At 68.5% G+C, this 21,609-nt stretch carries 20 protein-coding genes; 9 read left to right on the top strand and 11 right to left on the bottom strand.

Annotation, left to right across the window (positions count from 1 at the left end; all coding sequences use genetic code 11):
• Window positions 1-3: 3 nt before the first annotated feature.
• Window positions 4-951 carry an ABC transporter permease gene (locus tag BMZ83_RS01825; RefSeq protein WP_074875011.1) on the bottom strand — a complete coding sequence of 316 codons (948 nt, stop codon included), beginning with the start codon at window positions 949-951 and terminating at the stop codon, window positions 4-6.
• 15 nt (window positions 952-966) lie between these two features.
• Window positions 967-2,634: an ABC transporter substrate-binding protein gene (locus BMZ83_RS01820; RefSeq protein WP_074875010.1), complete on the bottom strand. Its 1,668-nt coding sequence runs from the start codon at window positions 2,632-2,634 to the stop codon at window positions 967-969.
• Window positions 2,635-2,888: 254 nt separating this feature from the next.
• Here BMZ83_RS01820 and BMZ83_RS01815 point away from each other — a divergent pair, with 254 nt between their 5' ends.
• Window positions 2,889-4,511, top strand: coding sequence for a YegP family protein (locus BMZ83_RS01815; protein ID WP_074875008.1), 1,623 nt, complete (start codon window positions 2,889-2,891; stop codon window positions 4,509-4,511).
• Window positions 4,512-4,531: 20 nt separating this feature from the next.
• Here BMZ83_RS01815 and BMZ83_RS01810 read toward each other — a convergent pair whose 3' ends face one another.
• Genes BMZ83_RS01810 through BMZ83_RS01800 form a run of 3 tightly spaced genes read right to left on the bottom strand, consistent with a single transcriptional unit; the run spans window position 4,532 to window position 8,133 of the window.
• Entirely contained in the window at window positions 4,532-6,136 is a 1,605-nt protein-coding gene (locus BMZ83_RS01810) for a TrkH family potassium uptake protein (RefSeq protein ID WP_074875006.1), read from the bottom strand.
• A gap of 53 nt (window positions 6,137-6,189) precedes the next feature.
• A complete protein-coding gene (gene trkA, locus BMZ83_RS01805; RefSeq protein WP_074875003.1) occupies window positions 6,190-7,524 on the bottom strand; it encodes a Trk system potassium transporter TrkA in 1,335 nt (444 codons plus the stop codon).
• Window positions 7,525-7,563: 39 nt separating this feature from the next.
• Window positions 7,564-8,133: an SRPBCC family protein gene (locus tag BMZ83_RS01800; protein ID WP_074875001.1), complete on the bottom strand. Its 570-nt coding sequence runs from the start codon at window positions 8,131-8,133 to the stop codon at window positions 7,564-7,566.
• A 121-nt stretch (window positions 8,134-8,254) separates the two neighbouring features.
• On the opposite strand from BMZ83_RS01800, the gene BMZ83_RS01795 reads away from it, so the two are divergent.
• The 5 genes from BMZ83_RS01795 to BMZ83_RS01775 all read left to right on the top strand — a co-directional run bounded on the left by BMZ83_RS01795 (window position 8,255) and on the right by BMZ83_RS01775 (window position 12,645).
• A complete protein-coding gene (locus BMZ83_RS01795) occupies window positions 8,255-10,210 on the top strand; it encodes an ABC transporter ATP-binding protein (protein WP_074874999.1) in 1,956 nt (651 codons plus the stop codon).
• 194 nt (window positions 10,211-10,404) lie between these two features.
• Window positions 10,405-10,695 carry a hypothetical protein gene (locus tag BMZ83_RS01790; protein ID WP_074874997.1) on the top strand — a complete coding sequence of 97 codons (291 nt, stop codon included), beginning with the start codon at window positions 10,405-10,407 and terminating at the stop codon, window positions 10,693-10,695.
• 25 nt (window positions 10,696-10,720) lie between these two features.
• A complete protein-coding gene (locus BMZ83_RS01785) occupies window positions 10,721-11,521 on the top strand; it encodes an NAD(P)/FAD-dependent oxidoreductase (protein WP_074874995.1) in 801 nt (266 codons plus the stop codon).
• 61 nt (window positions 11,522-11,582) lie between these two features.
• Window positions 11,583-12,146, top strand: a complete 564-nt coding sequence (gene hpt / locus BMZ83_RS01780) for a hypoxanthine/guanine phosphoribosyltransferase (RefSeq protein WP_074874993.1) — start codon at window positions 11,583-11,585, stop codon at window positions 12,144-12,146.
• A gap of 43 nt (window positions 12,147-12,189) precedes the next feature.
• Window positions 12,190-12,645, top strand: coding sequence for a hypothetical protein (locus BMZ83_RS01775; protein ID WP_074874992.1), 456 nt, complete (start codon window positions 12,190-12,192; stop codon window positions 12,643-12,645).
• On the opposite strand, the gene BMZ83_RS01770 is transcribed toward BMZ83_RS01775, so the two are convergent.
• Entirely contained in the window at window positions 12,646-14,784 is a 2,139-nt protein-coding gene (locus BMZ83_RS01770; protein ID WP_074874990.1) for a S9 family peptidase, read from the bottom strand.
• 56 nt (window positions 14,785-14,840) lie between these two features.
• A complete protein-coding gene (locus tag BMZ83_RS01765; protein WP_074874988.1) occupies window positions 14,841-15,788 on the bottom strand; it encodes a DUF4349 domain-containing protein in 948 nt (315 codons plus the stop codon).
• Window positions 15,789-15,892: 104 nt separating this feature from the next.
• On the opposite strand from BMZ83_RS01765, the gene BMZ83_RS01760 reads away from it, so the two are divergent.
• Both BMZ83_RS01760 and BMZ83_RS01755 read left to right on the top strand, forming a co-directional pair.
• Window positions 15,893-16,642: a YqjF family protein gene (locus tag BMZ83_RS01760; RefSeq protein WP_074874986.1), complete on the top strand. Its 750-nt coding sequence runs from the start codon at window positions 15,893-15,895 to the stop codon at window positions 16,640-16,642.
• Window positions 16,643-16,684: 42 nt separating this feature from the next.
• Window positions 16,685-17,791, top strand: a complete 1,107-nt coding sequence (locus BMZ83_RS01755) for an aminotransferase class V-fold PLP-dependent enzyme (protein ID WP_074874984.1) — start codon at window positions 16,685-16,687, stop codon at window positions 17,789-17,791.
• Here the strand turns inward: BMZ83_RS01755 and BMZ83_RS01750 are convergent.
• The 4 genes from BMZ83_RS01750 to BMZ83_RS01735 all read right to left on the bottom strand — a co-directional run bounded on the left by BMZ83_RS01750 (window position 17,788) and on the right by BMZ83_RS01735 (window position 20,381).
• Window positions 17,788-18,150, bottom strand: coding sequence for a glyoxalase (locus BMZ83_RS01750; RefSeq protein ID WP_074874982.1), 363 nt, complete (start codon window positions 18,148-18,150; stop codon window positions 17,788-17,790). The genes BMZ83_RS01755 and BMZ83_RS01750 overlap by 4 nt on opposite strands.
• Window positions 18,151-18,228: 78 nt before the next feature.
• Window positions 18,229-19,020: an ABC transporter permease gene (locus BMZ83_RS01745; protein WP_074874980.1), complete on the bottom strand. Its 792-nt coding sequence runs from the start codon at window positions 19,018-19,020 to the stop codon at window positions 18,229-18,231.
• Window positions 19,017-19,982 carry an ABC transporter ATP-binding protein gene (locus tag BMZ83_RS01740; protein ID WP_074874978.1) on the bottom strand — a complete coding sequence of 322 codons (966 nt, stop codon included), beginning with the start codon at window positions 19,980-19,982 and terminating at the stop codon, window positions 19,017-19,019. The genes BMZ83_RS01745 and BMZ83_RS01740 overlap by 4 nt, the downstream gene beginning before the upstream one ends.
• Before the next feature lie 54 nt (window positions 19,983-20,036).
• Window positions 20,037-20,381 (bottom strand): hypothetical protein, encoded by a 345-nt coding sequence (locus BMZ83_RS01735; protein WP_074874976.1) that lies wholly within the window; start codon window positions 20,379-20,381, stop codon window positions 20,037-20,039.
• Between the two features lie 208 nt (window positions 20,382-20,589).
• Between BMZ83_RS01735 and BMZ83_RS01730 the strand changes: the two genes are divergently transcribed.
• Window positions 20,590-21,177 (top strand): NAD(P)/FAD-dependent oxidoreductase, encoded by a 588-nt coding sequence (locus BMZ83_RS01730; protein WP_074874974.1) that lies wholly within the window; start codon window positions 20,590-20,592, stop codon window positions 21,175-21,177.
• The last annotated feature ends 432 nt before the right edge of the window (window positions 21,178-21,609 follow it).

Genomic DNA, 21,609 nt, shown 5'->3' with positions numbered 1-21,609 from the left:
GTGTCAGTATCGGATACGTGGATCGAGCCACGAGTAGAGGAGGTCCGCAACCAGGTTGACGAACACGATAGTGACGGCGATCATCAGGACGATCGCCTGCAGTACCGGCAGGTCTCGCTGGGTGATCGCGTCGATGAGCAGTCGACCCACGCCGGGCCAGGAGAACACCTGCTCGACGACGACCGAGCCGTTGACGATGAACGCGACCTGGATCGCCGCCACGGTCACGACCGACACCATCGAGTTGCGCAGCACGTGCTTCACGATGACGGTGCGCTCGGAGAGCCCCTTGGCCTTCGCGGTGCGGACGTAGTCCTTGTTCAGCTCTTCGACCATCGAGGAGCGGGTCAGTCGCATGATCAGCGCCGACGACGCCGTTCCGAGGGTGATCGCCGGTAGGATCACGAACTTCAACATCGCCGGACTCAGCACCGCCTTGTCGGGCGGGATGACCCGGAACAGGCCGAGTTGGACACTGAACACCAGCAGGAGCATCAGGCCGAGCCAGAAGTTCGGGGTCGCGATCCCGATGAGGGCCGCGACGCGGCTGGCCTCGTCGACCGTGTTACCGTTGTTGATGGCTGCGACCACGCCGAGCGGGATCCCGATCGCGATCGCGATCCCGAAGCCCATGGCGCCCAGCAGCAGCGTGTTCGGGAGCCGGTTGAGGATCGCCCCGGAGACGCTACGGTCGGAGATCAGCGAGTCGCCGAAGTCGAGCATCATCGCGTCCCGAAGCCAGAGCCAGTACTGGATGTATATCGGCTCGTTCAGGTTGTACTGTGCGCGGAGCTGTTCACGCAACCCGGGGGTCGTCTCCTGGAACTGCAGGATGTAGTCCACCGGCGACCCGGGCAGCATCTTCGTGAGCGAAAACGTCAGTATAGTTACACCAAGCAGTACTGGGATCATCACCAGCAGCCGCTTGATTAGGTATCGTTGAAGAGACATGGAGGGGGGAGGTCGCTATTCCTGCGAGAGGTAGGTGAACGCGCCGTCCGCCGGCGAGTAGATCCCCTTGAACTCGCCGCCGTTGATCGGGTAGGTCCGGAAGCCCTTCACGACGCTGTTGTCGTACACGTCGGTCTCCTCACCGAACCGGATGTACGTCATCGGCGCGTCCTCGGCGAGGATCTCGACGAGGTCCTTGTAGATCTGGTTGCGCTCGTCCAGGTCGTAGGTGCTCGTCCCTTCCTCGAGCAGCTGGTCCACTTCCTCGTTCTTGTAGTGGCCCATGTTGAACCCGTTCGGCGTGAACTGCTCGCTGTCGACGAGGTCACCGACGTACGCGTCGGGGTCCCAGCCGCCGGACCAGCCGACCGCGATGATCTCGTTGTTGCTGGCCGAGGACTCGCCGGCGATCTTGCCGACGTACGTGTTCCACTCGTACTGGTCGACCGAGACCTCGAAGTAGTCGGTGCTGTTCAGGCTCTCGGCGATCAGCTGCACCCACTGGACGCGCTGGGGGTTCTGGTTCACGATGATGGTGGTCTCGAACGGCGGCTCGACGCCGGCCTCGTTGAACCCCTCCTCGAGGAGCGTGTTCGCCTGCTCCTGGTCGTAGCCGAGGTACTCCTCGCCCAGTCGGTCGTTGAGGTCCTGCCACTCCTCGGTCTCGAACACCGCGGAGATCTGGGAGATGGCCATGTACGCCGGGACGCCCAGTCCCTCGTACACCGCGTCGACGATCTCCTCACGCGGCACCAGCCGGGAGATCCCGCGGCGGACTTTCGCGTTCCCGTAGGGATCGACTTCCGTCGGGAAGTACATCAGGTCGTAGCCGCCGGCGAGTCGGCGGTTGACCGTGAAGTCCTCGTTCTCCGCGAAGTCGTCGAGGCTCGCCGCCGGCGGGGTGTTGGCGAGGTGGATGTCGCCGCCCTCGAGCGCCGCCTGCTGTGCGGACTGCTCGGTGATGACGCGGTAGGTGATCTCCTCGATCGGCGGCGTCGCCGGCACGCTGTCGTCGCCCTCGAACCAGTAGTCGTCGTACCGCGTGATGCGGAACAGGTTGTCGGGCTGGTGCTCGACGAACTCGTAGGGGCCGGTCCCGACCGGGTTCTCCGTGATGTCGAGGTCGCCGGTCTCGACCTCGGCCGGAATGATCGGAATGGCCGAGATGTCGAACTTGAGCGGGGCGTAGTCGCCCTTGAGCGTGAACTCGATGGTGTAGTCGTCGATGATCTCCGAGGACTCGTACCACGAGTACACGTCGGTCGCGTTGACCTTCCCCTCGTAGCGCTCGAAGGTGACCTGAACGTCCTCCGCCGTGAGTTCGGTCCCGTTGTGGAAGGTCACGCCCTCACGCAGCTCCGCACGGAAGACGCCGTCGTCGACCTCCTCGAAGGTGTGGGCGAGCGCGTTGTTGATGCTGCCGTCGAAGCCGACGGTGAGCAGCGTCTCGTAGGTCAGGCCGAACGCCTTCACCGAGGTGGTGTCGGCGGCCTTCGCCGGGTCGAACTGCGCCACGTCGGCGCCGAAGGAGGCGATCAGTTCGCCGCCCTCCTGTGCGTTCTCCGGATCGGCAGGCGTCGTCGTACCGCCGGGACGGGCGGGCGTCCCCTCCTCCGTCTCCGTGCCGTCGCCGCCCAGACAGCCGGCGAGCCCCGCGACCCCTGCGACCCCGAGGGACTTCACCAAACTACGTCGGTTGAGACTAAAGTGCCGTTCCGTGTCATCTGATCGCATGTGTGGTAGAGACGCGGAGTCCGGACCGTATGAAGGTTTCGCTGGCCGTTTCGTGTTTCGAACCGCAACCCTCCAGCGAGATTCGGGCGCCTGACCCGCCGGAGACCGTTATGATCAATCGTGATATTTCACCTTTAAACCGATACGCCGGAGCCCGGGGCGAACTATAAGCCCTCCGAGAACCAACAGGTCCGTGAGACACGATGACGACCAACGAATCCGACGAGAACACGCTCCAGTCGCTGTATCGAACCCACGTCGGCGACCCCGAGACCGACGACGAAGTCCAGGGGTACTGGCTGTTCGTCGTCGGTGTCGTCCTCGGGGTGGCCGGCCTCCTGCTGTTCCTGGCGAGCGAACCACAGGGAGGGGTCAGACAGCTGTCGATCGTCGCGGTCGGGGTCGGACTGATCCTGCTGCAGGTCGGCCCGATCATCCGACTGCCGCTCCGATCCCGGGCGACGACGCTCGTCTACGTCGGCGCGACGATCGCGGCCATCGGCGTCATCTACTTCGTCGTCGTGTTCCCCGGCGGCTGGTCACTCCGGAACGGGAACGCTGCGGTGATCGGCATCTACGGGCTCGGCCTGCTCGTCGTCGGCGCCGGTGGCGTGTTCGTGCCCCTCCTGGACGAACCCGCCCCCGCAACCGAACAGGGCGAGCTCAGGCGCGAACTCGCGGCGCTCGACGACGTGCTCGAGGACACGGCCGCCGACGAGGCCGACCTCGCGGCAGAGATCGCCGAACTCAGGCGGGCGTTGTCGAAGTCCGACGACGCCGTCGCCACGCTGGGCGGTGCCGTGACGGCGCTCTCGGAGGACCTCGCCGACACCGAGAGCGAGCGGGACGAACTGATCGAACGGCTCTGGGAACACCAGACGAGTCAGGCGCGGTTCGAACTCTTCGAGGACAAGGCGGGCGAACACCGCTGGCGGCTCCGCCACCGCAACGGCCAGATCATCGCGACGAGCGGGGAGGGGTACACGCAGCGACACAACGCCCAGAACGGGATCAAGAGCGTCCGGAACAACGCGCTGGGGGCGACGGTGCTCCGCATCGAGTCCGAGGCCGAACTCGCCGACGCCGGCGAGACGTTCGAACTGCCCGACGAGACCGAGCCCCAGACGACGTTCGAGCTGTACGAGGACAACGCGGGCGAGTTCCGCTGGCGGCTCCGCCACGACAACGGTAACATCGTCGCCGACGCCGGCGAAGGGTACACCCGTCGCCGGGACGCCCGCGACGCGATCGAGCGCGTCCAGGCCCACGCCGGTCCCGCGGACTACCTCCGGGTCGACCCGACCGGGTTCGAGATCTACCGGGACGCCGCCGACGAGTGGCGCTGGCGGCTCGTCCACCGGAACGGGAACGTGCTCGCCGACGGCGGCGAGGGGTACACCCGCCGCCGCGACGCCCGCCGTGCGGTCGACCGCATCCGCGAGGGGATCGACGAGCTGACGTTCGAGACCTACGAGGACAGTGCGGGGGAACACCGCTGGCGACTCAAGGCCGCCAACGGGCAGATCGTCGCCGACGGCGGCGAGGGGTACAGCCGGAAGTCTGGCGTCGAAGACGCCGTCGAGCGCGTGCGGGAGTACGCCCCCGAGGCCGACGTGCTTGACATCGGCCCCGCGGCGTTCGAGGTGTACGAGGACAACGCGGGCGAGTTCCGCTGGCGGCTCCGCCACCGCAACGGCCAGATCGTCGCCACCGGCAGCGAGGGCTACGCGGGGAAGTCCAAAGCCGAGAACGCCGTCGACCGGTTCAAGCTGAACGCGCCGGGTTCGGAGATCGAAGACCTCGACGAGGAGCCCGAGGCGGCGTAGCCCGGCCGGGGGCCGCAGCCTTATCGCCGCCAGTACTCCGGCGTGAGACAGACCAGCAGCGGCAGGATCTCGAGTCGCCCGGCCCACATCAGCACCACCATGAACAGCTTCGAACTGTCCGGGAACCCGAGGTAGCTCCCCATCGGGCCGAGGCGGTAGAACGCCGGCCCGACGTTGCCCAGCGTCGACGCGGTGCCGGAGATCACCTCCAGTACGGTGAAGTCGACGCCGGCACGCGTCGTGTCGAGGAACAGGACGAACGACGCGAGGAAGAAGATCGTGATGTAGAACAGCGTGAACGAGAGGATGCCACGGATCGCACGGTCGTCGAGGGTGTTCCCGCCCAGCCGGACGGGTCGGACCGCCTCGGGGTGGGCGCTGGTGAACAGTTCGCGGCGGATCACTTTCGCCACGACGATCCACCTGATGACCTTCACGCTCCCGCCGGTCGATCCCGCCGAGCCGCCGACGAACATGGCGAACAGCAGGGCGTACTGCGCCGGCGCGCCCCACACGTCGAAGTCCATGCTGGCGTACCCCGTCGTCGTCACGATCGACACCGCCTGGAACAGCGCGTGGCGCAGCGACGGTTCGAGGGTCCCCGTGAGCGTCGTCGCGTACTCCTGCAGGTAAGCGGCGTCGAACGTCGCGCCCTCGGGAACGCCGGCAGCGAAGCCGCCCGTGAACAGCAGGCCGGTGATGATCGCCGTCAGCACCGCCATCGCCCCCAGGAACCCGCGGAACTCCGTGTCCCGCCAGACCTTCCCCGGCGACCCCGAGACCGCGTGCCAGACGAGCGCGAAGTTGGTGCCCGCGATCACCATGAAGGGGATGATCACCCACTGGACGGCGGCGGAGAACGCCTCGATCGAGCGGGCCTGCGGCGAGAACCCGCCGGTGGGCATCGTCGTCAGCCCGTGGGCGACGGCGTTGTAGGCGTCCATGTTCGGGCCGGCCATCCCGGCCAGGTCCAGCCCGGACAGCAGCAGGATCTCGACGACGGTGATCACGAAGTACGCGCCCCAGAGCACGCGGGCGGTCTCGGCGATCTTCGGCGTCAGCTTCTCGATGCCGGGGCCGGGGGCTTCGGCGTCCATCAACTGCGCGCCGCCGACGGAGAGTTCGGGGAGGATCGCGACCGCGAGCACGACGATCCCCATCCCGCCCAGCCACTGGGTGAGCTGGCGCCAGATCATCACGCCCCGGGTGTGATCGGTGACGTTGATGCTCCCCAGCACGGTTGCGCCGGTCGTGGTGAACCCGGACATCGCCTCGAACAGGGCGTTCGCGGGGTTGCCGAGCGTCGATCCGGGGTGGATCGGCTCCACCAGCAGGGGGATCCCGTGGGCCTCGATGAGGTACGGGAGCGTCCCGACCAGCGCGACGGCGATCCACGTCGTCGCGACCATCAGGAACCCCTCACGGGCCCGGATGTCCGGATCGGGACGGAGCCGTTCGAGCCCGGTACCGACCAGGAACGTCACGGCCATCGTCGGCAGGAAGGGTGCGAGCGTCTCGCCGTACACGAGCGCGACGACTACTGGGACGAGTAGCGGGACGGAGAGGTACTTCAGCACCGTCCCGACGAGGCTCAGACTGGCACGATAGTCGACGCGTATCGACACGGTTGCCCGGAGGAAAACCCCTACGACGCTTCAAACTACTGTTTCGACGACGGCTATAGGCGGGACGACACGTCGTCCGCGTGCTCGCTGTCGACGAACAGCACGACGTGGTCGCCGGACTCGATCACCGTCTCGCCCCGCGGGACGACGTACTCCCCCTGGCGGGTGATGGCGCCGATGACCACGTCGGCCGGGAGCGACTGGACCGACTCGCGGATGGGCTCGCCCACCAGCGGACTGTCGGACGTGATCTCGATCTCCAGGACCTCCGCCCGCCCGTTCTCGATCAGCGCGATGTTCTCGGCCCCACCGTCGCGGGTGAACCTCGTGATCTCCTCGGCGACGACCTCGCGGGGGTTGATCCCCACGTCGATCCCGACGGCCTCGAACAGGTCGACGTAGTCAGCCTGGTCGATCACGGCGACGCTGCGTTCGGCGCCGACCCGCTGGGCCAGTAGCGACGCGAGCAAGTTCTTCTCGTCGGAGTCCAGCGCGGCGACGACGACCTCGGCGTCACCGACGTGTTCGCGTTCGAGGAACTCGATGTCGGTGGCGTCGGTCTCCATCACCATCGTGTCGGGGAGCTTCTCGGCCAACCACCGCGCGCGCTCGGTGTCCTGCTCGATCAGGCGCGCGGAGATGCCCCGATCCGAGAGCATCCGCGCGACGTGGTAGCCGATCTCGCTGCCGCCGATGATCACCACGTCGCCGGAGAGGGCGTCCTCCTCGGGCGCCACGTCCCCGGCGAACGAGCGGACGCTTCGCGGGGTGCCGATGACCACCAGCCGATCGCCGGCCCGGATGTCGGTGCCCCCGGTGGGGATCAGCATCTCCTCGTCGCGGACCACCGCGGCGAACGTCAGGGAGTCGTAGGTGTCGGCCTCCGCCACGGTCTGCCCGGCTACCGGCGATCCCGAGTCGACGTCGAACTCCGCCATCTCGACGCGCCCGTCGGCGAACGTGTCCGCGTCGCGCGCCGCGGGCAGGCCGACGACGCGCACGATCGACTCCGCGGCCAGCAGGTACGTACAGACCATGAAGTCGATCCCGAAGGCGGTCGTCGACCGCCGCCAGGTCCGGAGGTACTCGGTGTTCTTCACGCGGGCGATGGTGAACGCGTCCGAGACGGCTTTCACCGTCGAACAGATGACGATGTTCGTCTCGTCGTCGTCGGTCGAGGCGATCACCATGTCCGCGTCCGCTACGTCGACCTCGTCGAGCGTCGTGACGTTCGTCCCGTCACCCTCCACCGCGAGCACGTCGAGGCTGTAGTTGAGCTCCTCGACGCGGTCCGGGTCCTGCTCGACGATCACCACGTCGTGGGCGTCGCTCAGGTCGGCAGCGATGCTCTCTCCCACCTGACCGGCGCCGACGATGATCACGCGCACGGATTACTCACTCGCTCGAAACCACAAACCGACACCGTATCACCCTTTCTCTTCGGGAGGGAACGGCGCGTGTTCCGCGCCGTCGCCCGTCTCGACGGTCAACTCGACCGATCGCCGCTCGCCCTCGAGGTCGGCGACCGCACGCTCGACGACGGTCTCGGCCTCCCGCTCGATCAGCGGCTTCACCTTCTCGATCACCCGGTCGAGCGACACCAGTCGCGGGAGGTCGACGAGCCCGGAGTGAGCGGTCTCCGGGGCGTACTCCACCTCGAACCGAACCGCCGTCGCCGTCTCCGCCCACTCGGGGGCGTCCTCGGGGAGGTCGCACTCGGCGACCAGCCAGCGGCCGCCGGCGTCGAAATCACCCAGTAGCTCCCACTCGATTCGTTCGTTCTCGACCAGTTCGGTGACCGCCGACCGCGCGGTGTACTCGAGTTTCCACCACGCGAACCGCAGCGCGTAGCGGGCGCGCTCGCCGGAGGCGGGATCGAGCTCGTCGACCCGGTCGAGGTACTCGGAGTAGTTCGCGTACCCCGGGAACTCCCTGAGGAACTCGTACACCTCCTCGGCGGGGCGATAGACCACCGTCCCCACGGTGAGACGCTCCATGCCCCAGCCACGCAGCGCGAGGGTCTTAGCGTCGTGGGTTCGAACGACGGCGGCGCCGACGACCGCCGTCCGAGGTCCGGCTTCGATGGGTTCTTTTGGGGCCGATGGGTTTCGCTTCGTAATGAGTGCGGAAGAGGGGAGTGTGTTCGACGTCTACCGCGAGCGCGTCGAGCGACCGCTCTATCGGCTGTTCATGGAGTACGGCCCCGGGCGACTGAAGTGGATGGTCGTCGGGATGATCGCGAACGTCATCGGCCGGGGTGCGAGCCTGCTCCCGCCGCTCGTGCTGGGGGTGGCGATCGACAGCGTGATCGACGGCGACTCGCCGTACACGCTCCCGCTGGTGCCGAACGCGTGGCTCCCGACCGCCGACGGCGTCCAGTTCTGGTTCTCGGTGCAGGTGATCGTCGTCGCGTTCGTCGTGACCGGCCTGTTCACGTGGGTCTACGGCGTCGCCGCCAACAACTTCGCCCATCGCGTGATGCACGCCGTCCGGACGGACAGCTTCTCCACGATGCAGCGGCTGGACATGACCTTCTTCGACGACAAGCAGACCGGCGAGGTCATGTCGGTGCTGAACAACGACGCCAACAACCTGGAGAACTTCCTCGACAACGGGCTCCAGAACTCGGTGCGGCTCTCGGTGATGATCCTCGGGATCGCGTTCATCCTGTTCTCGCTCAACTGGCAGCTCGCGCTCGTGACGCTCGTGGCGGTGCCCGCGCTGTTCGGACTGACGGTCTGGTTCATGAAGGCCGTCGAGCCTCGCTACGTCGATCGGCGGGCCAGCGTCGGCAACCTCAACACGCGCCTGGAGAACGCGCTCTCGGGCGTCGAACTGGTCAAAACTAGCGGCACCGAGTCCTACGAGACCGAGCGCGTCGAGGGCGCCTCCTGGCGCTACTTCCGGGACACGATGGCGGTGCTGCGGCTCAACTACGTCTACCGCCCGGGGATGGAGATGCTGGCCGGGCTCTCCTTCGCGGTGACGTTCATCGTCGGCGGCCTCTGGATCTTCCAGGGCGAGGCGCCGTGGATGCTCACCGGCGATCTCGACACCGGGGAGTTCGTCACGTTCCTCTTCATGACCCAGCGGTTCGTCACGCCGCTGTCGCAGGTGTCGAACATCGTCGACCAGTACGAGAACGCCAAGGCCTCCAGCGAGCGCATCTTCGGGCTGATGGACATCCCGTCGATGATCACCGAGGCCGAGGACCCAGTCGCCCTCGACGACCCCGAGGGACGCGTCGAGTACGACCACGTCGACTTCGGCTACATGGGCGTCGAGGACGACGAGCCCGAGGAGATGGTGCTGGAGGACGTGAACTTCGAGGCCGAACCCGGCGAGACCGTCGCCTTCGTCGGGCCCACGGGGGCCGGGAAGTCGACGCTCCTCAAACTGCTGATGCGGCTCTACGATCCCGTCGACGGCGAGGTCCGCATCGACGGCCACGACGTGCGGAACCTGTCGCTGGAGAGCCTGCGCTCGACGATCGGCTACGTCTCGCAGTCGACGTTCCTGTTCGACGGCACCGTCGCCGAGAACATCCGTTACGGCCGCTTCGACGCCGACCGCGAGGCGGTCGTCGACGCCGCGAAAGCCGCTGAGGCACACGAGTTCATCGAGTCGCTCCCGCAGGGCTACGACACCCGGATCGGCGAGCGCGGCGTGAAGCTCTCCGGCGGCCAGCAGCAACGGCTCTCGATCGCGCGAACGATCCTGCAGGACCCCGAGATCCTCGTGCTCGACGAGGCAACCAGCGCGGTTGACACCGAGACCGAGATGCTGATCCAGCGCAGCCTCGACCGGCTGAGCGAGGACCGCACGACGTTCGTGATCGCCCACCGGCTCTCGACGGTTCGGGACGCCGACCAGATCCTCGTGCTGGAGGACGGCGAGATCGTCGAACGGGGCGACCACGACGAACTCATCGAGACCGACGGGCTCTACGCCAAGCTCTGGGGCGTCCAGGCCGGCGAGATCGACGACCTCCCCGACGAGTTCGTTCAGCGGGCCCGCGAACGGGCGGCCGAACGGACGGACATGCTCGAAGACGCCGACGCGGACGACGACTGATCCGGCGAAACCTGCAAACTCCCTGCGGCCTATCTTTCAACTACGATGGGGCGACCACCCGCACCGTGGTCTGAGAGCGACCCGGAGCGGGGAGCGATCGTGGGGTGTGTCGCTCCGGGACGGAAAGCACCCCCTGTTCGCCAGCGGGGGGTCAGTAGGAACTCTTACCCCCGCGAACCCGGAACGTCGGGACAGTGGAGACGACGACCAAGTGGCTGGTCGCGGTCGGGGCGCTCGCCGTCTTTCTGCCGAGCGTGTTCGTCCTCGGGAACGCGTTGCTCGGCTGCGTCGCGGCGGGCACGGTGGTCTGGGCCGCCGTCACGCACGACCGCGACGGCAGCCTCTCGGCGCCGCCGGTGCTGCTGGCCGGGGCAGTAGTCTGCGCCGGGATCCTGAGCGACGGCTACCTCGTCTACGCGCTGGTTGGCGCGAACGTCGTGCTGTGGGTCGGGCGCAACGGCTTCCCGGAACTCCGAAGTTCCTAACCCGGCACCCGTTCTCTCGACGGCCATGTCCGACCCAACCGGAACCCGACACAACGACGAGCCACTACACCGCGAGGTCCTGATCGTCGGCGGCGGGGTCGCCGGCCTGACGGCGGCGGTCTACACCGCCCGCGCCGGCCTCGACACGCTGGTGTACGACGGCGGCGAGTCGATCCTGCGCCGGAACGCCCACCTGGAGAACTTCCCGGGCTTTCCCGCGGGCGTCAACCCGCGGCTGTTCGCGGACATGCTCCACGCGCAGGCGACTCGAAACGGCGCCGATCTCGTCGACGGCCGGATCGTCGAACTCCAGCGGGCCGAGATCGACGATGCGCCGGGCTTTCTCGCGATCGCCGAGGACGGCACGGAAACCTACGCCGACCGCGTGATCGCCGCCTCGTGGGCCGACACCGACTACCTCGACCCGGTGGGACTGGAGATCCGCGCCGCGGGGAGTAAGGCGTTCCTCGAGGACGACGAGGACGGGCGCACGAGCGTCGACGGCCTCTACGCCGCCGGCCGGCTCGCGGAGCGGTACCACCAGGCGACCGTCGCGGCCGGGGACGGAGCGCGGACCGCGATCACGCTGATCCACGACTCCGAGACGCCGTTCTACCACGACTGGGTCGTCCCGGAGGGGTACTTCACCGACCGCGGGCGGGAGGTGCCGCCGGGCTGTGAGGAGATCGACGACACCGAGCGAGCGGCCCGCGAGGCCGAGTCCAGCGCGGCGATGCGGGAGTACTTCGCCGAGGCGCACGGGGAGCGCCAGCGCACCCACCCGAGCCTCGTCGACGACGAACAGGGACGGGTGGAGGAGTCGTAACGCCGGTCGGCTCACCGTCGCAGACCGCCACGTTTTACCCCTCACCTCCGGAACGAGCGACATGGATCAACTCCGTCGGTCGCTCCTCGAAGCGCCGATCATCGAGAAAGGCGAGTACGAGTACTTCGTCCACCCCATCAGCGACGGGGTGCCGACGCTGCAGCCGAGTCTCCTCCGGGAGATCGTCATCAAGATCTGCCGCAAGGTCGAACTCGAGGACGTCGACAAGATCGTCACCCCGGCGGCGATGGGCATCCACATCTCCACCGCGCTCTCGCTGATGAGCGACGTGCCCATCGTCGTGATCCGCAAGCGACAGTACGGCCTCGAGGGCGAAGTCTCGCTCTCCCAGCAGACCGGCTACTCGGAGTCGGAGATGTACATCAACGACGTCCAGGCGGGCGACCGAGTGCTGGTGATCGACGACGTGCTCTCGACGGGCGGCACGCTCTCGGCGATATGTGAGGCGCTCGACGGGATCGGCGCCGACGTGACCGACGTGCTCACGGTGATCAAGAAGGCCGGCGAGAACGAACTCGACGGCGAGGTCGACTACAAGTCCCTCATCAACGTCCGCGTCGAGGACGGCGAGGTCGTGATCGTCGACGAGAACGGCGACGGGTAATCCAACGAACACGTTTTAGGTCCCTCCACCCGTGGGAAGCGCCATGACCAGCGTCTCGTGGCTCCCGGAGCGACTCAACCGCTGGCTGACCGTCGGTCGGCCGGTGACGTACTGGTCGTTCTGGGCGGCACTCCTCCGGCTGGTGCCGCTGCTCGCCGTGCTGTTCGTCGCGGTCGCTTTCGCCGTCGGTGAGGGGTTCGCGCTGCGGGCGTTCGCGCCGCTACCGTTCGTCTTCGTGGCGGCGACGCTCGGCTACGCGGTCCGGGCGTTCGACGGGTTAGGCGTGCTGATTTCCCTTCTTCTGGCCGGTATCTACGCGTTCCTGCTCTGGCTTTCGGGGGTGGGCGCGACGCTGCTCGGGCAGCCGACGCCGCTGCTCTCGGTGCTCGCCGTCCTCGCGTTCGTCGCCGTGCTGGCGGGGTTCGGCGCACCCACGCTTCACGGTCAGCGTGGGGCCGACGAGCTCGAACAGGCTCGCAGAGAGTGGCAGCAGGAGTGACTACTCCTCGGACTCGCGGCCGTGGGGGTCCTCGGCGTCCGGATCCGTCACTTCGGGGTCGTGGCGGCGGTACCACGACGTGATCTCCTCCAGCCGGTGGATCGCGCGGTCCGGGTCGCCGACGTTGTGGTGCTCGTCGCCGTAGACCACGAGCCGACACTCCGCGCCGGCCTGCTGGGCGGCGACGTAGAGCTGCTCGGACTGGGAAGGCGGACAGCGCCAGTCCTCCCCGCCGGCGGCGACCAGAAGCGGCGTCTCCACGTTCCCGATATCGTTAATCGCGGAGGAGGCGTCGATCGCGTCCTGGTTCTCCCACGGGTAGCCGTACTCGTTCTCCATCCAGATGTGGGAGTCGTCGGTGCCGTAGGCCGAGCGCAGGTCGTAGATCCCGTGCTCCGGCGCCGCGGCGGTGAACAGGTCGGGGTACTGCGTGACCAGGTAGCCCTGCGCGATGCCGCCGTAGGAGAAGCCGTGGCCGAACACGCGGTCGGGGTCGGTCCAGCCGCGGTCGACGAGGTCCTCGACGCCGGCGGCGATGTCGCTTGCCTCGACGGTCCCCCACTGGCCGTGGAGCGTCTCGCAGAACTTCCGGCCGAACGAGGAGCCGCCGCGGTAGTTCGGGCGGAAGACGAGGTAGCCACGCGAGGTGAAGGCGGCGTGGGTGAAGTCGAACACCGGCTCGTCGTAGGAGACGGGGCCGCCGTGGATCGCACACACCGTCGGCGCCGGGTCGGACTCGCCCGGTTCGTAGTCGGGCGGGTTGTAGAGCACGCCGGAAAGCTCCCAGCCGTCGTTCTCGAAGGTGACCCGCCGGACCTCGGGCATCTCGTACTCGTCGGTGAGGTCGTCGTTGAGTTCGGCGAGCCGCGTCAGGGAGTCGGGCTCCTCGTCGGCCGCGAGGTCGTCGACTGGCAGCGCGTAGGGGTCGTGCCCCTCGCTCGGGTGAGAGAGCCCGAGCGCCGCGGTGTCGCCGTCGATGGAGAGCCCCGAGACCGCGCGGTCGTCGCCCTGGGCCTCGAACGTCCGCTCCCAGTCGGCCGCGGCCGCGTCGCACTCGAGGATCCGGGTCCGGGCCTCGTCGCCGACCAGCGTGTAGAACGTCCCGTCGTCGACCCACTCGAACGACGAGCCCCGCGCGAGCGTCCGGTCGAGGTCGCCCGTGACCGGGACGTGCTCATCGCCGTCCCAGACGCGGGCCTCCGTCGGGATGCACCAGTTCGTGTCGTCGCCCGCCGAGAACGCGAGCCGCTCGCCGTCGGGCGACCACGTCGGCGTGTTGCAGGTCAGGTCGCCGTCGGTGATCGCCGTCGCGTCGCCGCCCTCGGGCGGGACCGTGAACACGTCGGTGACGAGCGTGCTGTCGGGGTCGTCGCCGCGGTAGGAGACGAAGGCGATCTCGCCGCCGGCGCCCCAGTCTGGCTGGAGGCCGCTCAGCCCCTCGAACGCGCCGCGGCCGTAGGCGTCCTCGAGCTTGCGGGCCGAGTCGGCGTCGGCCGCGTCGTCGCCGAGCACGGCGTCCTCGCCCACCACGAACAGGTAGCTGGTGACGGTGTCGAGGTAGCCGACGCCGTCGAGCTTGTGCTGGACGCGCTCGGTCTCGACCGGGCCGCCGTCGCGGCGCTCTTCGAGGTATTCCGACTCGGCGTCGGTCGGATCGCGGGCGGTGACGACCAGTCGCTCGCCGTCGGGTGCCCAGTCGAACTCGCGGACGCCCTCCTCGAAGTCCGTGATCTGGGCGGCGTCGCCCCCCAGCGCGAGGTCGAACGCCCAGACCTGCGACTTCGGCTCCTCGTCGCCGTTGCCGCCGTTCGCGTCCGCTTCTTCCTCCTCTTCCTCCTCGTCCTCTTCGTCTTCGGCCTCCCGGCCGACCCGGAGGTCGTTGTCCTCGTCGCGGGACGCAAGGAAGGCGAGGCGGTCACCGTCCGGCGACCACGTCGGGCTGGAGGCGCCGGAGACGCGAGTGAGTCGGTGGGGGTCGCGGCTGCCGTCGGTGGGAGCGACGAACAGCGACGCGACGGACTCGTCCGCGTCGGGGTCGTACTCGGTGGTCGTGAAGGCTGCCCGCTCCCCGTCCGGGGAGACGGCGACCTCGCCGACCTGCGTGAGGTCGTAGTACGCGTCGAGTAGGAGTTCGCTCATCACCCGCGAGGTTAGCCGGCACCGCGAAAAGGGTTCGGCAAGCGGAAGCGGGGGCGCTACTCGGACTCGTCGTCGCTCGGCGGCTCCGCCTCGCTGGATGGCTCGTCCTCGTCGCCCGCGTCGCCGCCGCGGATCGAAGGCCGCCCGCCGACGACGAACCGCTTGAACACGATCCCGAGCGCGAACAGCGGCACGCCGAAGGCGATCAGGTAGGGGAGGGCGTACGCGATCCCGACCACCAGCGCCCGGAGCGCGACGATCGCGCCGTCGACCGACTCGAGGAAGGCGGCGACGACGCCGGTGTCGTACCAGTTGTCGGTGTCGTAGTCGACGTCCGGACGCTCCTCGCGGAGTTCGACGGTCACGGTCGCGTAGGCGACGCGGTTCTCCAGCGCCTCGAGGCGGGCCTCGGTCGACTCGATCTCGCCCTGCACGTCCGAGAGTTCGCGCTGGACCGCCAGCACGTCCTCGGTGTCGTTTGCCTGCTCGTATAGTTCGCGCAGTCGGTCGCGCTCCGCGCGGAGGTTCGCCAGTCGGGCTTCGAGGTCGGCGTGCTGCCCGGTCACGTCCTGGACGTTCTCCTCCTCGTGGACGACCGTCCCCTCCGCGCGGGCGGCGTCGAGGAACGCGGAGTAGTTCTCCGCGGGGACGCGGTAGGTGAACCGCCCGTCGCGGTAGGTCTCGTCACCGCGCTCGCTAGTGGAGATCTGGGAGCTCCCGACGTAGCCGCCCTGTGCGTCGACGGCCGCCGAGAGGTTCGACCGGCTCGCGTCGAACGCCTCGACGCGGACGGTGAGCCGGGCGGTGTAGATCCGCATCCGGTCGCTCGCCGACGCCGCCGAGTCCTCCTCGACCGGCGTTCCGGTCGCCTGTTCGTAGTCGGGTTCGTCGCCGCCGAGCGCCGCCTGCGTGGCGCCGTCGCCGCCGTTGCCGGCGCCCGTACAGCCCGCGAGCACGAGCAGGCAGGCCAACGCGACCGCGGCGAGTGCACGGTTCCGTTGCATACCGACCTCTGTGTGGGGGACCCGCTAAAGGGTTGGCTAGCCACAAAGAACCGTTTGACTCATCCCACCGACACCGGCAAAGGGACGACGGCCGTACGACCGGTATGGAACGCCGCTACGTCTCGATGGCCTGGCGGGACGCGCTGTTCGCCCACTGGCCCGTCGACGCCGCCGTCGTCGAGGACCGACTGCCGCCGGGACTCACAGTCCGCACCCACGACGACAGCGCGTGGCTGGGCATCGTCGCCTTCGTGATGGAGGACATCCGGCCACGGGGCGTTCCGGGGGCGCTGGGGTTCACCTTCGGCGAAGTGAACCTCCGGACGTACGTCGAGGGACCCGACGGCGGCGAGGGGATCTACTTCTTCAACCTCGACGCGGCCGACCGGATCAGCGTCCGGATCGCGCGCCAGTTCTACCGGCTCCCGTACTACCGCGCCCACATGGAGATCGACCGCCACGGCGCGTACCCCGGCGAGACCGGTCCCCACGAGCGCCGCGTCGACTTCGTCAGTCACCGCGCACACGCCGGCGAACCGGACGCGTACTTCGACGCGGGCTACGGCCCCGACGGGGATCGGTCCCTCCCCGAGACGGGGTCGCTCGAACGCTTCCTCGTGGAGAACTACCGGTTCTACCTCGCGGAGGGTGACGTGGCCGGCAACGCGACCGATTCCGGCCTGTTCTACGGCGACGTGGAACACCTCCCCTGGGGCGTGTACGAGGCCGATCTCGACCTTCGCTCGACGAACCTGTTCGAAGTCAACGGGTTCGAGCGTCCCGACACCGACCCGCTGGCGCACTACTCGCCCGGGGTCGCCGTCGATGCCGACCGCGTCCGGCGCGTCGACTGACCGTTGCGGCAGATTCACGTCGCTTCGGACGCGAGCGAAACTATGACTCCGGAGGACCTGCGAGCCGACGTTCCCGTCTGCGAGGAGGGCACCTACCTCAACACGGGCGCGTCAGGGCCCGCGAGCCAGACAGTCGTCGATGCCGTCGGCGAGTTCGTCGCCTACCACGAGACTGAGGCGCCCGTGACCGAGGGCGCCTACCCCGCCGCCTTCGGCGCGCTGGACGGCGCCCGCGAGACGTTCGCCGACTTCCTCAACGCCGATCCCGAGGAGATCGCGCTCACCGAGAGCACCTCGGACGGCATCGCCCGGGCCGCCGCGGCGATCGACTGGGAGCCCGGCGACACGGTCGTTCGGACGGACCTGGAACACAGCGCCGGGATCCTCCCGTGGTGGAACCTTCGGGACCGGGGCGTGGACGTTCGCGTCCTCGAGACCGACGGCGGGCGCGTCGATCTGGACGCCTTGGCCGCGGCGGTCGAGGACGCGCGGCTGCTCTGTCTGAGTTCGATCACGTGGAACTACGGCACCCGGCTCCCGATCGCGGAGATCGTCGAGATCGCCCACGAGCACGACTGTCTCGTGCTCGTCGACGCCGTCCAGACGTTCGGGCAACGGCCGCTCGACGTTCGCGAGTGGGGCGCCGACTTCGTCGTCGGCGCCTGTCACAAGTGGCTGCTCGGCCCGTGGGGTGCGGGCGTGCTCTACGTCGACCGCGAGGTGGCCGAGACGCTCCGCCCGGCGCAGGTCGGCTACCGTTCCGTCGAGTCACCGGGCGCCGACGACCCGGCGTTCAAACCCGGCGCGATGCGGTTCGAGGTCGGCACCACGAGTCCCGCGCCCTACGTCGGCGCGGAGGCCGCGATCGAGATCGTCCAAGAGCTCGGGTTCGACACGATCCAGTCCGAGATCGAGCGCCTCTCGAACCGACTGAAAGCGGGGCTGGGTGACCGACTCATCTCGCCCGAGGCGTACGAGTCCGGGCTGGTCACCTTCGCCGTCGACGACCCCGAGGCCACGGTCGAACGACTCGCCGAGGCGGACATCTACGTGCGGACGCTCCCCGATCCCGACGCGGTCCGGGCGTCGGTGCACGTGTTCAACACCGAGGCGGAGGTCGACGAACTCCTGTCGGCAGTCGACGGCTAGCGGAACGTCTGGAACTCCGCCGTCCGGCCGTCCGGGTCGGCCGCGAAGAACTGGTAGATGTCGTACGTCCCGTTCTCGTGTGGCGCCTCGTCGGCCGCGTCACCGACGCGCTCGTGCATCGCGTCGACGGCCGCGGCGTCGTCGTAGACGAACGTCAGGATCCCCTCGCTCTCCGTGTACTCGGCGTCACAGAAGCCGAACCGGAACCCCTCGAAATCGAGGATCGTACAGCCCGGCTGTTCGAGCCACGTCTCCGCGCCGACGGTTTCGCGGTACCAGGCGACCACCTGCTCGCGGTGCTCGGTTCGGAAGAAGACGATCCCCCCGGCGGCCTCGGGCGGGCGATCTGGGTCGGCCATACCCACGCTGCTCGCGGATGGCGTATAAATCTCGGCGCTTCCGGGCGTCGCCGCGGGTGGCGAGCCGGAGTTGCGAGTTCAGTCCGTCCGCGGCACGGCGTACGCGCCGACGACGAAGAACACGAGCGAGAGTACCGCGAGCACGCCCAGCTGGACCAGCGCGAGCGTCGTCGGGTCCGCGGCGCCGACGACCGGGATGGAGACCCGCTCGTAGGTCAGGTAGCGCACGCCGCGGGCGAAGTAGGTGAGCGGCGAGAGGTCGGTGATCGGCCGGAACCACGCCGGGAGCAGCTCGGGCGTGACGAACGTCTCCGAGAGGAAGAGCAGGGGGAGCGCCACGGAGTTGCTCGCGGCGATGACGCCGTCCTGGGAGTCCGCGAGCCGGCCGAGGATCGCCCCGAGCCCGCAGAACAGTGCCACCCCCAGCGCGACGAACGGGATCAACAGGAGCAGGTGCGCGCCGACGGCGATCTGGGCGTCGACCAGCGCGACCACGAGCCCGAAGATCAGCAGCGAGGCGGCGCCGATGACCAGCACGTTCACCAGCGTGTGCGCGAACAGCCACTCCCAGCGCCGCAGCGGCGTGGTCGCCAGCTTCTCGAACCGGCTCCCCTCGCGGTGGCGAGCGAACTCGCTCCCCACCCGCGACAGCGGCGTGAACAGCACGACGACGGCGAGGTAACCGGGGAGGTAGTAGCCCGGCGGCTCCGCGAACAGGCCGCCGCCGGTGGGCTGGGTGCCGACGAGCACGCCGAAGATGAGGACGATGATCACCGGGAAGAAGAACGTGAAGAAGACCGCCGTGCGGCGGCGCAGGAACGCCTTCGCGCCCGCCCGGGACTCGCTGGCGATCCGTCCGAGTCGGCTCATCGCTCCACCTCCGCGGTCCCGGCGTCACCCGGCGCGGTCGACTCCTGCTCGGTGGCCGCCGCGGTCACTCCTTCACCCCGGAACGAACGCCCAGTGAGTTCGAGGTACACGTCCTCGAGCGTCGGTTGCGTCCACGTGAACGACTCGTAGTCGATCCCCGCGGCCGCGAGCGCGTCGACGGCGTCGTCGATCCGCGTCGCGTCGACGCCGTGGAGGGTGAGTCGACCCGCCGAGGCTTCGACTCGGAACCCGGCATCGGCGAGCGGGTCCGCGTTCGCCTCCGTCCGGACGACCAGCCGCGAGTCGCCGCCGTGTTCGGCGACGAGCGCGCTCGGCGTCCCCTCGGCGATCATCCGCCCGTCGGCGAGCATCGCCACCTGGTCGGCGAGTCGCTCGACCTCGTCCATCGAGTGGCTGGTGAGGAACACGGTGGTCCCCTCGGCCGCGAGCTGTTCGATCAGCGTCCAGAGGTCACGCCGCCCCGTGGGGTCGATCCCCGTCGTCGGTTCGTCGAGGAACAGCACGTCCGGGTCGTTGACCAGCGTGATCCCGACGCAGGCACGGCGCTGTTGCCCGCCCGAGAGCTCCTCGTACCACGTGTCCGCCGCGTCCTCGAGGCCGACCTCGGAGACGACCGAATCCACCTCCCGGGCCTCGTCGTAGAGGTTCGCGTAGTAGCCGAACAGTTCCCGAACCGTTAGGCGCTCCGGCGGCGAGAACGACTGCGGGAGGAGGCCGATCCGGGCGCGCTCGACCTGTTCCGGTGCCGAACCCAGCAACGACACGTCGCCGTCGTAGGCGGTCGTTCCGGTGAGACAGCGCACGAGCGAGGTCTTGCCGGCGCCGTTGGGGCCGATCAGGCCGAACACCGTCCCGGCCGGCACCGACACCGAGACGTCGTCGACGGCGACGGTGTCGCCGTACCGCTTCGTCACGTTCTCAGCGACGACTGCCGCGTCCATAGTCGAGGTGGGCAACGGCGGCGGGTAAAGCGTTCGTTCTCGGCGGGCACGTGATCAGACCGAGCCCGCGCCGCCGGCAGACAACGAGACGGGACCGGGCGCCGGCGTCGGGTACTCGGCCAGCCGGCTCCGACCGGCCGCCGTCTCCAGTGCGTCGCGGAACCACCGCTCGTTCAGGATCAGCGATCCGCGGCGCCAGCGGCGCAGCAGGATCGCCGCCGAGAGGGCGCCGCGTCCCCACGCCACGGCGCCGCCGACGAGGACTGCCGGGAGGTTCCCCATCCCGACGGACGAGAGCAACTCGGCGCCCCCGACCCACGACGGCACCAGGGTGAGGACCGACGCGACGAGCAGTAACTCGCCCGTCACACCCATTCGCGAGTAGCTACGCTCCAGCATTCACTCGGGCAGATGATCCAACTACTGTTAAATCTTTTGTGGGGGTTATCGCTCGTGAAAACTCGGATTGACTTTCGATACCGACGCGGGCGGGCACCCAGGATGGACGCCGGACACGGAGGATACCGACCTGGGGACCACTGAGGGCCCGGGGTTCGGGCCTGCCACCGTGCAAAGAGTTAGGGGGAGAGCGGCCGAACTGAGGCCTGTGACTGACGTAATCGTCGTCGGCGGCGGCCCCGCCGGCCTGAGTGCGGCACTGTTCACCCAGAAGAACGGGCTCGAGACTACGGTGTTCGACACCGACGGGACGTGGATGCACAAGGCCCACCTGTTCAACTACCCCGGCGTCGGCTCGCAGGACGGCTCGGCGTTCATTGACACGCTCCGCAAGCAGGTCGACAGCTTCGGCGTCGAACGCAAGCAGGGCGAGGAGGTGACCGCCGTGGCCGAGAGCGGCGACGGCTTCAGCGTCACGACGGAGGAGGCCGAGCACGAGGCGTCCTACGTCGTGCTCGCTACCGGGGCGAACCGCGACCTCGCGGAAGGTCTGGGCTGTGAACTCACCGACGAGGGCGTCGTCGACGCCGACGTGACGATGGAGACCAGCGTCGCGGACGCCTACGCGACGGGTGCGATGGTCCGCGCCGAGGAGTGGCAGGCCGTGATCTCCGCCGGCGACGGCGCCGCCGCCGCGCTCAACATCCTGAGCAAGGAGAAGGGCGAACACTACCACGACTTCGACGTCCCGGCCGACGCCGAGTCGACGTTCGGCGGCATGGTCGACGAGGCGTAAGCACGGGCCGGATACTCTCTCGATCTCCCTCCTCGCCGAGTCTGAACGCGTATCGACGACGCGGCGCCGAAAACGACTATCCGCCTCCGGTACGTGTCCCCGGCCATGGGTGACGACGCGTGCTACCGCGACTACTGCCCCGAGTGTGACCTCCAGGTGACCGTCGTCGACGAGGAGTGCCCCGAGTGCGGGGCGTCCCTGCCAACGGGGTAGGTCGGTTCTGACGGTCGAACGAACGCATCGGTCCACGTCGGGTCGATGTATCGGAGGGGTTTTGTAGCGATAGCGGGGAGGGAGAGGTGGACGGCACGGTCAGCAGTCCCTTTCGCCCCGCGTGCTCTGCACGTTGGGGTAGGCTGACTGACCTACCCCGTCCGCTCAACACACTGAGCGACAGCAGTACCTCGTTCTCGGAGTCGTTGTCTCGCCAAC

It is taken from the genome of Halolamina pelagica (assembly GCF_900115675.1).
Taxonomy (GTDB): domain Archaea; phylum Halobacteriota; class Halobacteria; order Halobacteriales; family Haloferacaceae; genus Halolamina; species Halolamina pelagica.
Note: the sequence above shows the minus strand (reverse complement) of the source record. Positions and strands in the feature narration are given on the sequence as shown.

Bases quoted from the DNA above. Each gene is read 5' to 3' on its own strand.
- BMZ83_RS01825 (WP_074875011.1), bottom strand. From the start codon at position 951: ATGTCTCTTCAACGATACCTAATCAAGCGGCTGCTGGTGATGATCCCA.
- BMZ83_RS01815 (WP_074875008.1), top strand. From the start codon at position 2,889: ATGACGACCAACGAATCCGACGAGAACACGCTCCAGTCGCTGTATCGA.
- BMZ83_RS01800 (WP_074875001.1), bottom strand. From the start codon at position 8,133: ATGGAGCGTCTCACCGTGGGGACGGTGGTCTATCGCCCCGCCGAGGAG.
- BMZ83_RS01795 (WP_074874999.1), top strand. From the start codon at position 8,255: ATGAGTGCGGAAGAGGGGAGTGTGTTCGACGTCTACCGCGAGCGCGTC.
- BMZ83_RS01785 (WP_074874995.1), top strand. From the start codon at position 10,721: ATGTCCGACCCAACCGGAACCCGACACAACGACGAGCCACTACACCGC.
- hpt (WP_074874993.1), top strand. From the start codon at position 11,583: ATGGATCAACTCCGTCGGTCGCTCCTCGAAGCGCCGATCATCGAGAAA.
- BMZ83_RS01775 (WP_074874992.1), top strand. From the start codon at position 12,190: ATGACCAGCGTCTCGTGGCTCCCGGAGCGACTCAACCGCTGGCTGACC.
- BMZ83_RS01770 (WP_074874990.1), bottom strand. From the start codon at position 14,784: ATGAGCGAACTCCTACTCGACGCGTACTACGACCTCACGCAGGTCGGC.
- BMZ83_RS01765 (WP_074874988.1), bottom strand. From the start codon at position 15,788: ATGCAACGGAACCGTGCACTCGCCGCGGTCGCGTTGGCCTGCCTGCTC.
- BMZ83_RS01760 (WP_074874986.1), top strand. From the start codon at position 15,893: ATGGAACGCCGCTACGTCTCGATGGCCTGGCGGGACGCGCTGTTCGCC.
- BMZ83_RS01755 (WP_074874984.1), top strand. From the start codon at position 16,685: ATGACTCCGGAGGACCTGCGAGCCGACGTTCCCGTCTGCGAGGAGGGC.
- BMZ83_RS01750 (WP_074874982.1), bottom strand. From the start codon at position 18,150: ATGGCCGACCCAGATCGCCCGCCCGAGGCCGCCGGGGGGATCGTCTTC.
- BMZ83_RS01745 (WP_074874980.1), bottom strand. From the start codon at position 19,020: ATGAGCCGACTCGGACGGATCGCCAGCGAGTCCCGGGCGGGCGCGAAG.
- BMZ83_RS01740 (WP_074874978.1), bottom strand. From the start codon at position 19,982: ATGGACGCGGCAGTCGTCGCTGAGAACGTGACGAAGCGGTACGGCGAC.
- BMZ83_RS01735 (WP_074874976.1), bottom strand. From the start codon at position 20,381: ATGCTGGAGCGTAGCTACTCGCGAATGGGTGTGACGGGCGAGTTACTG.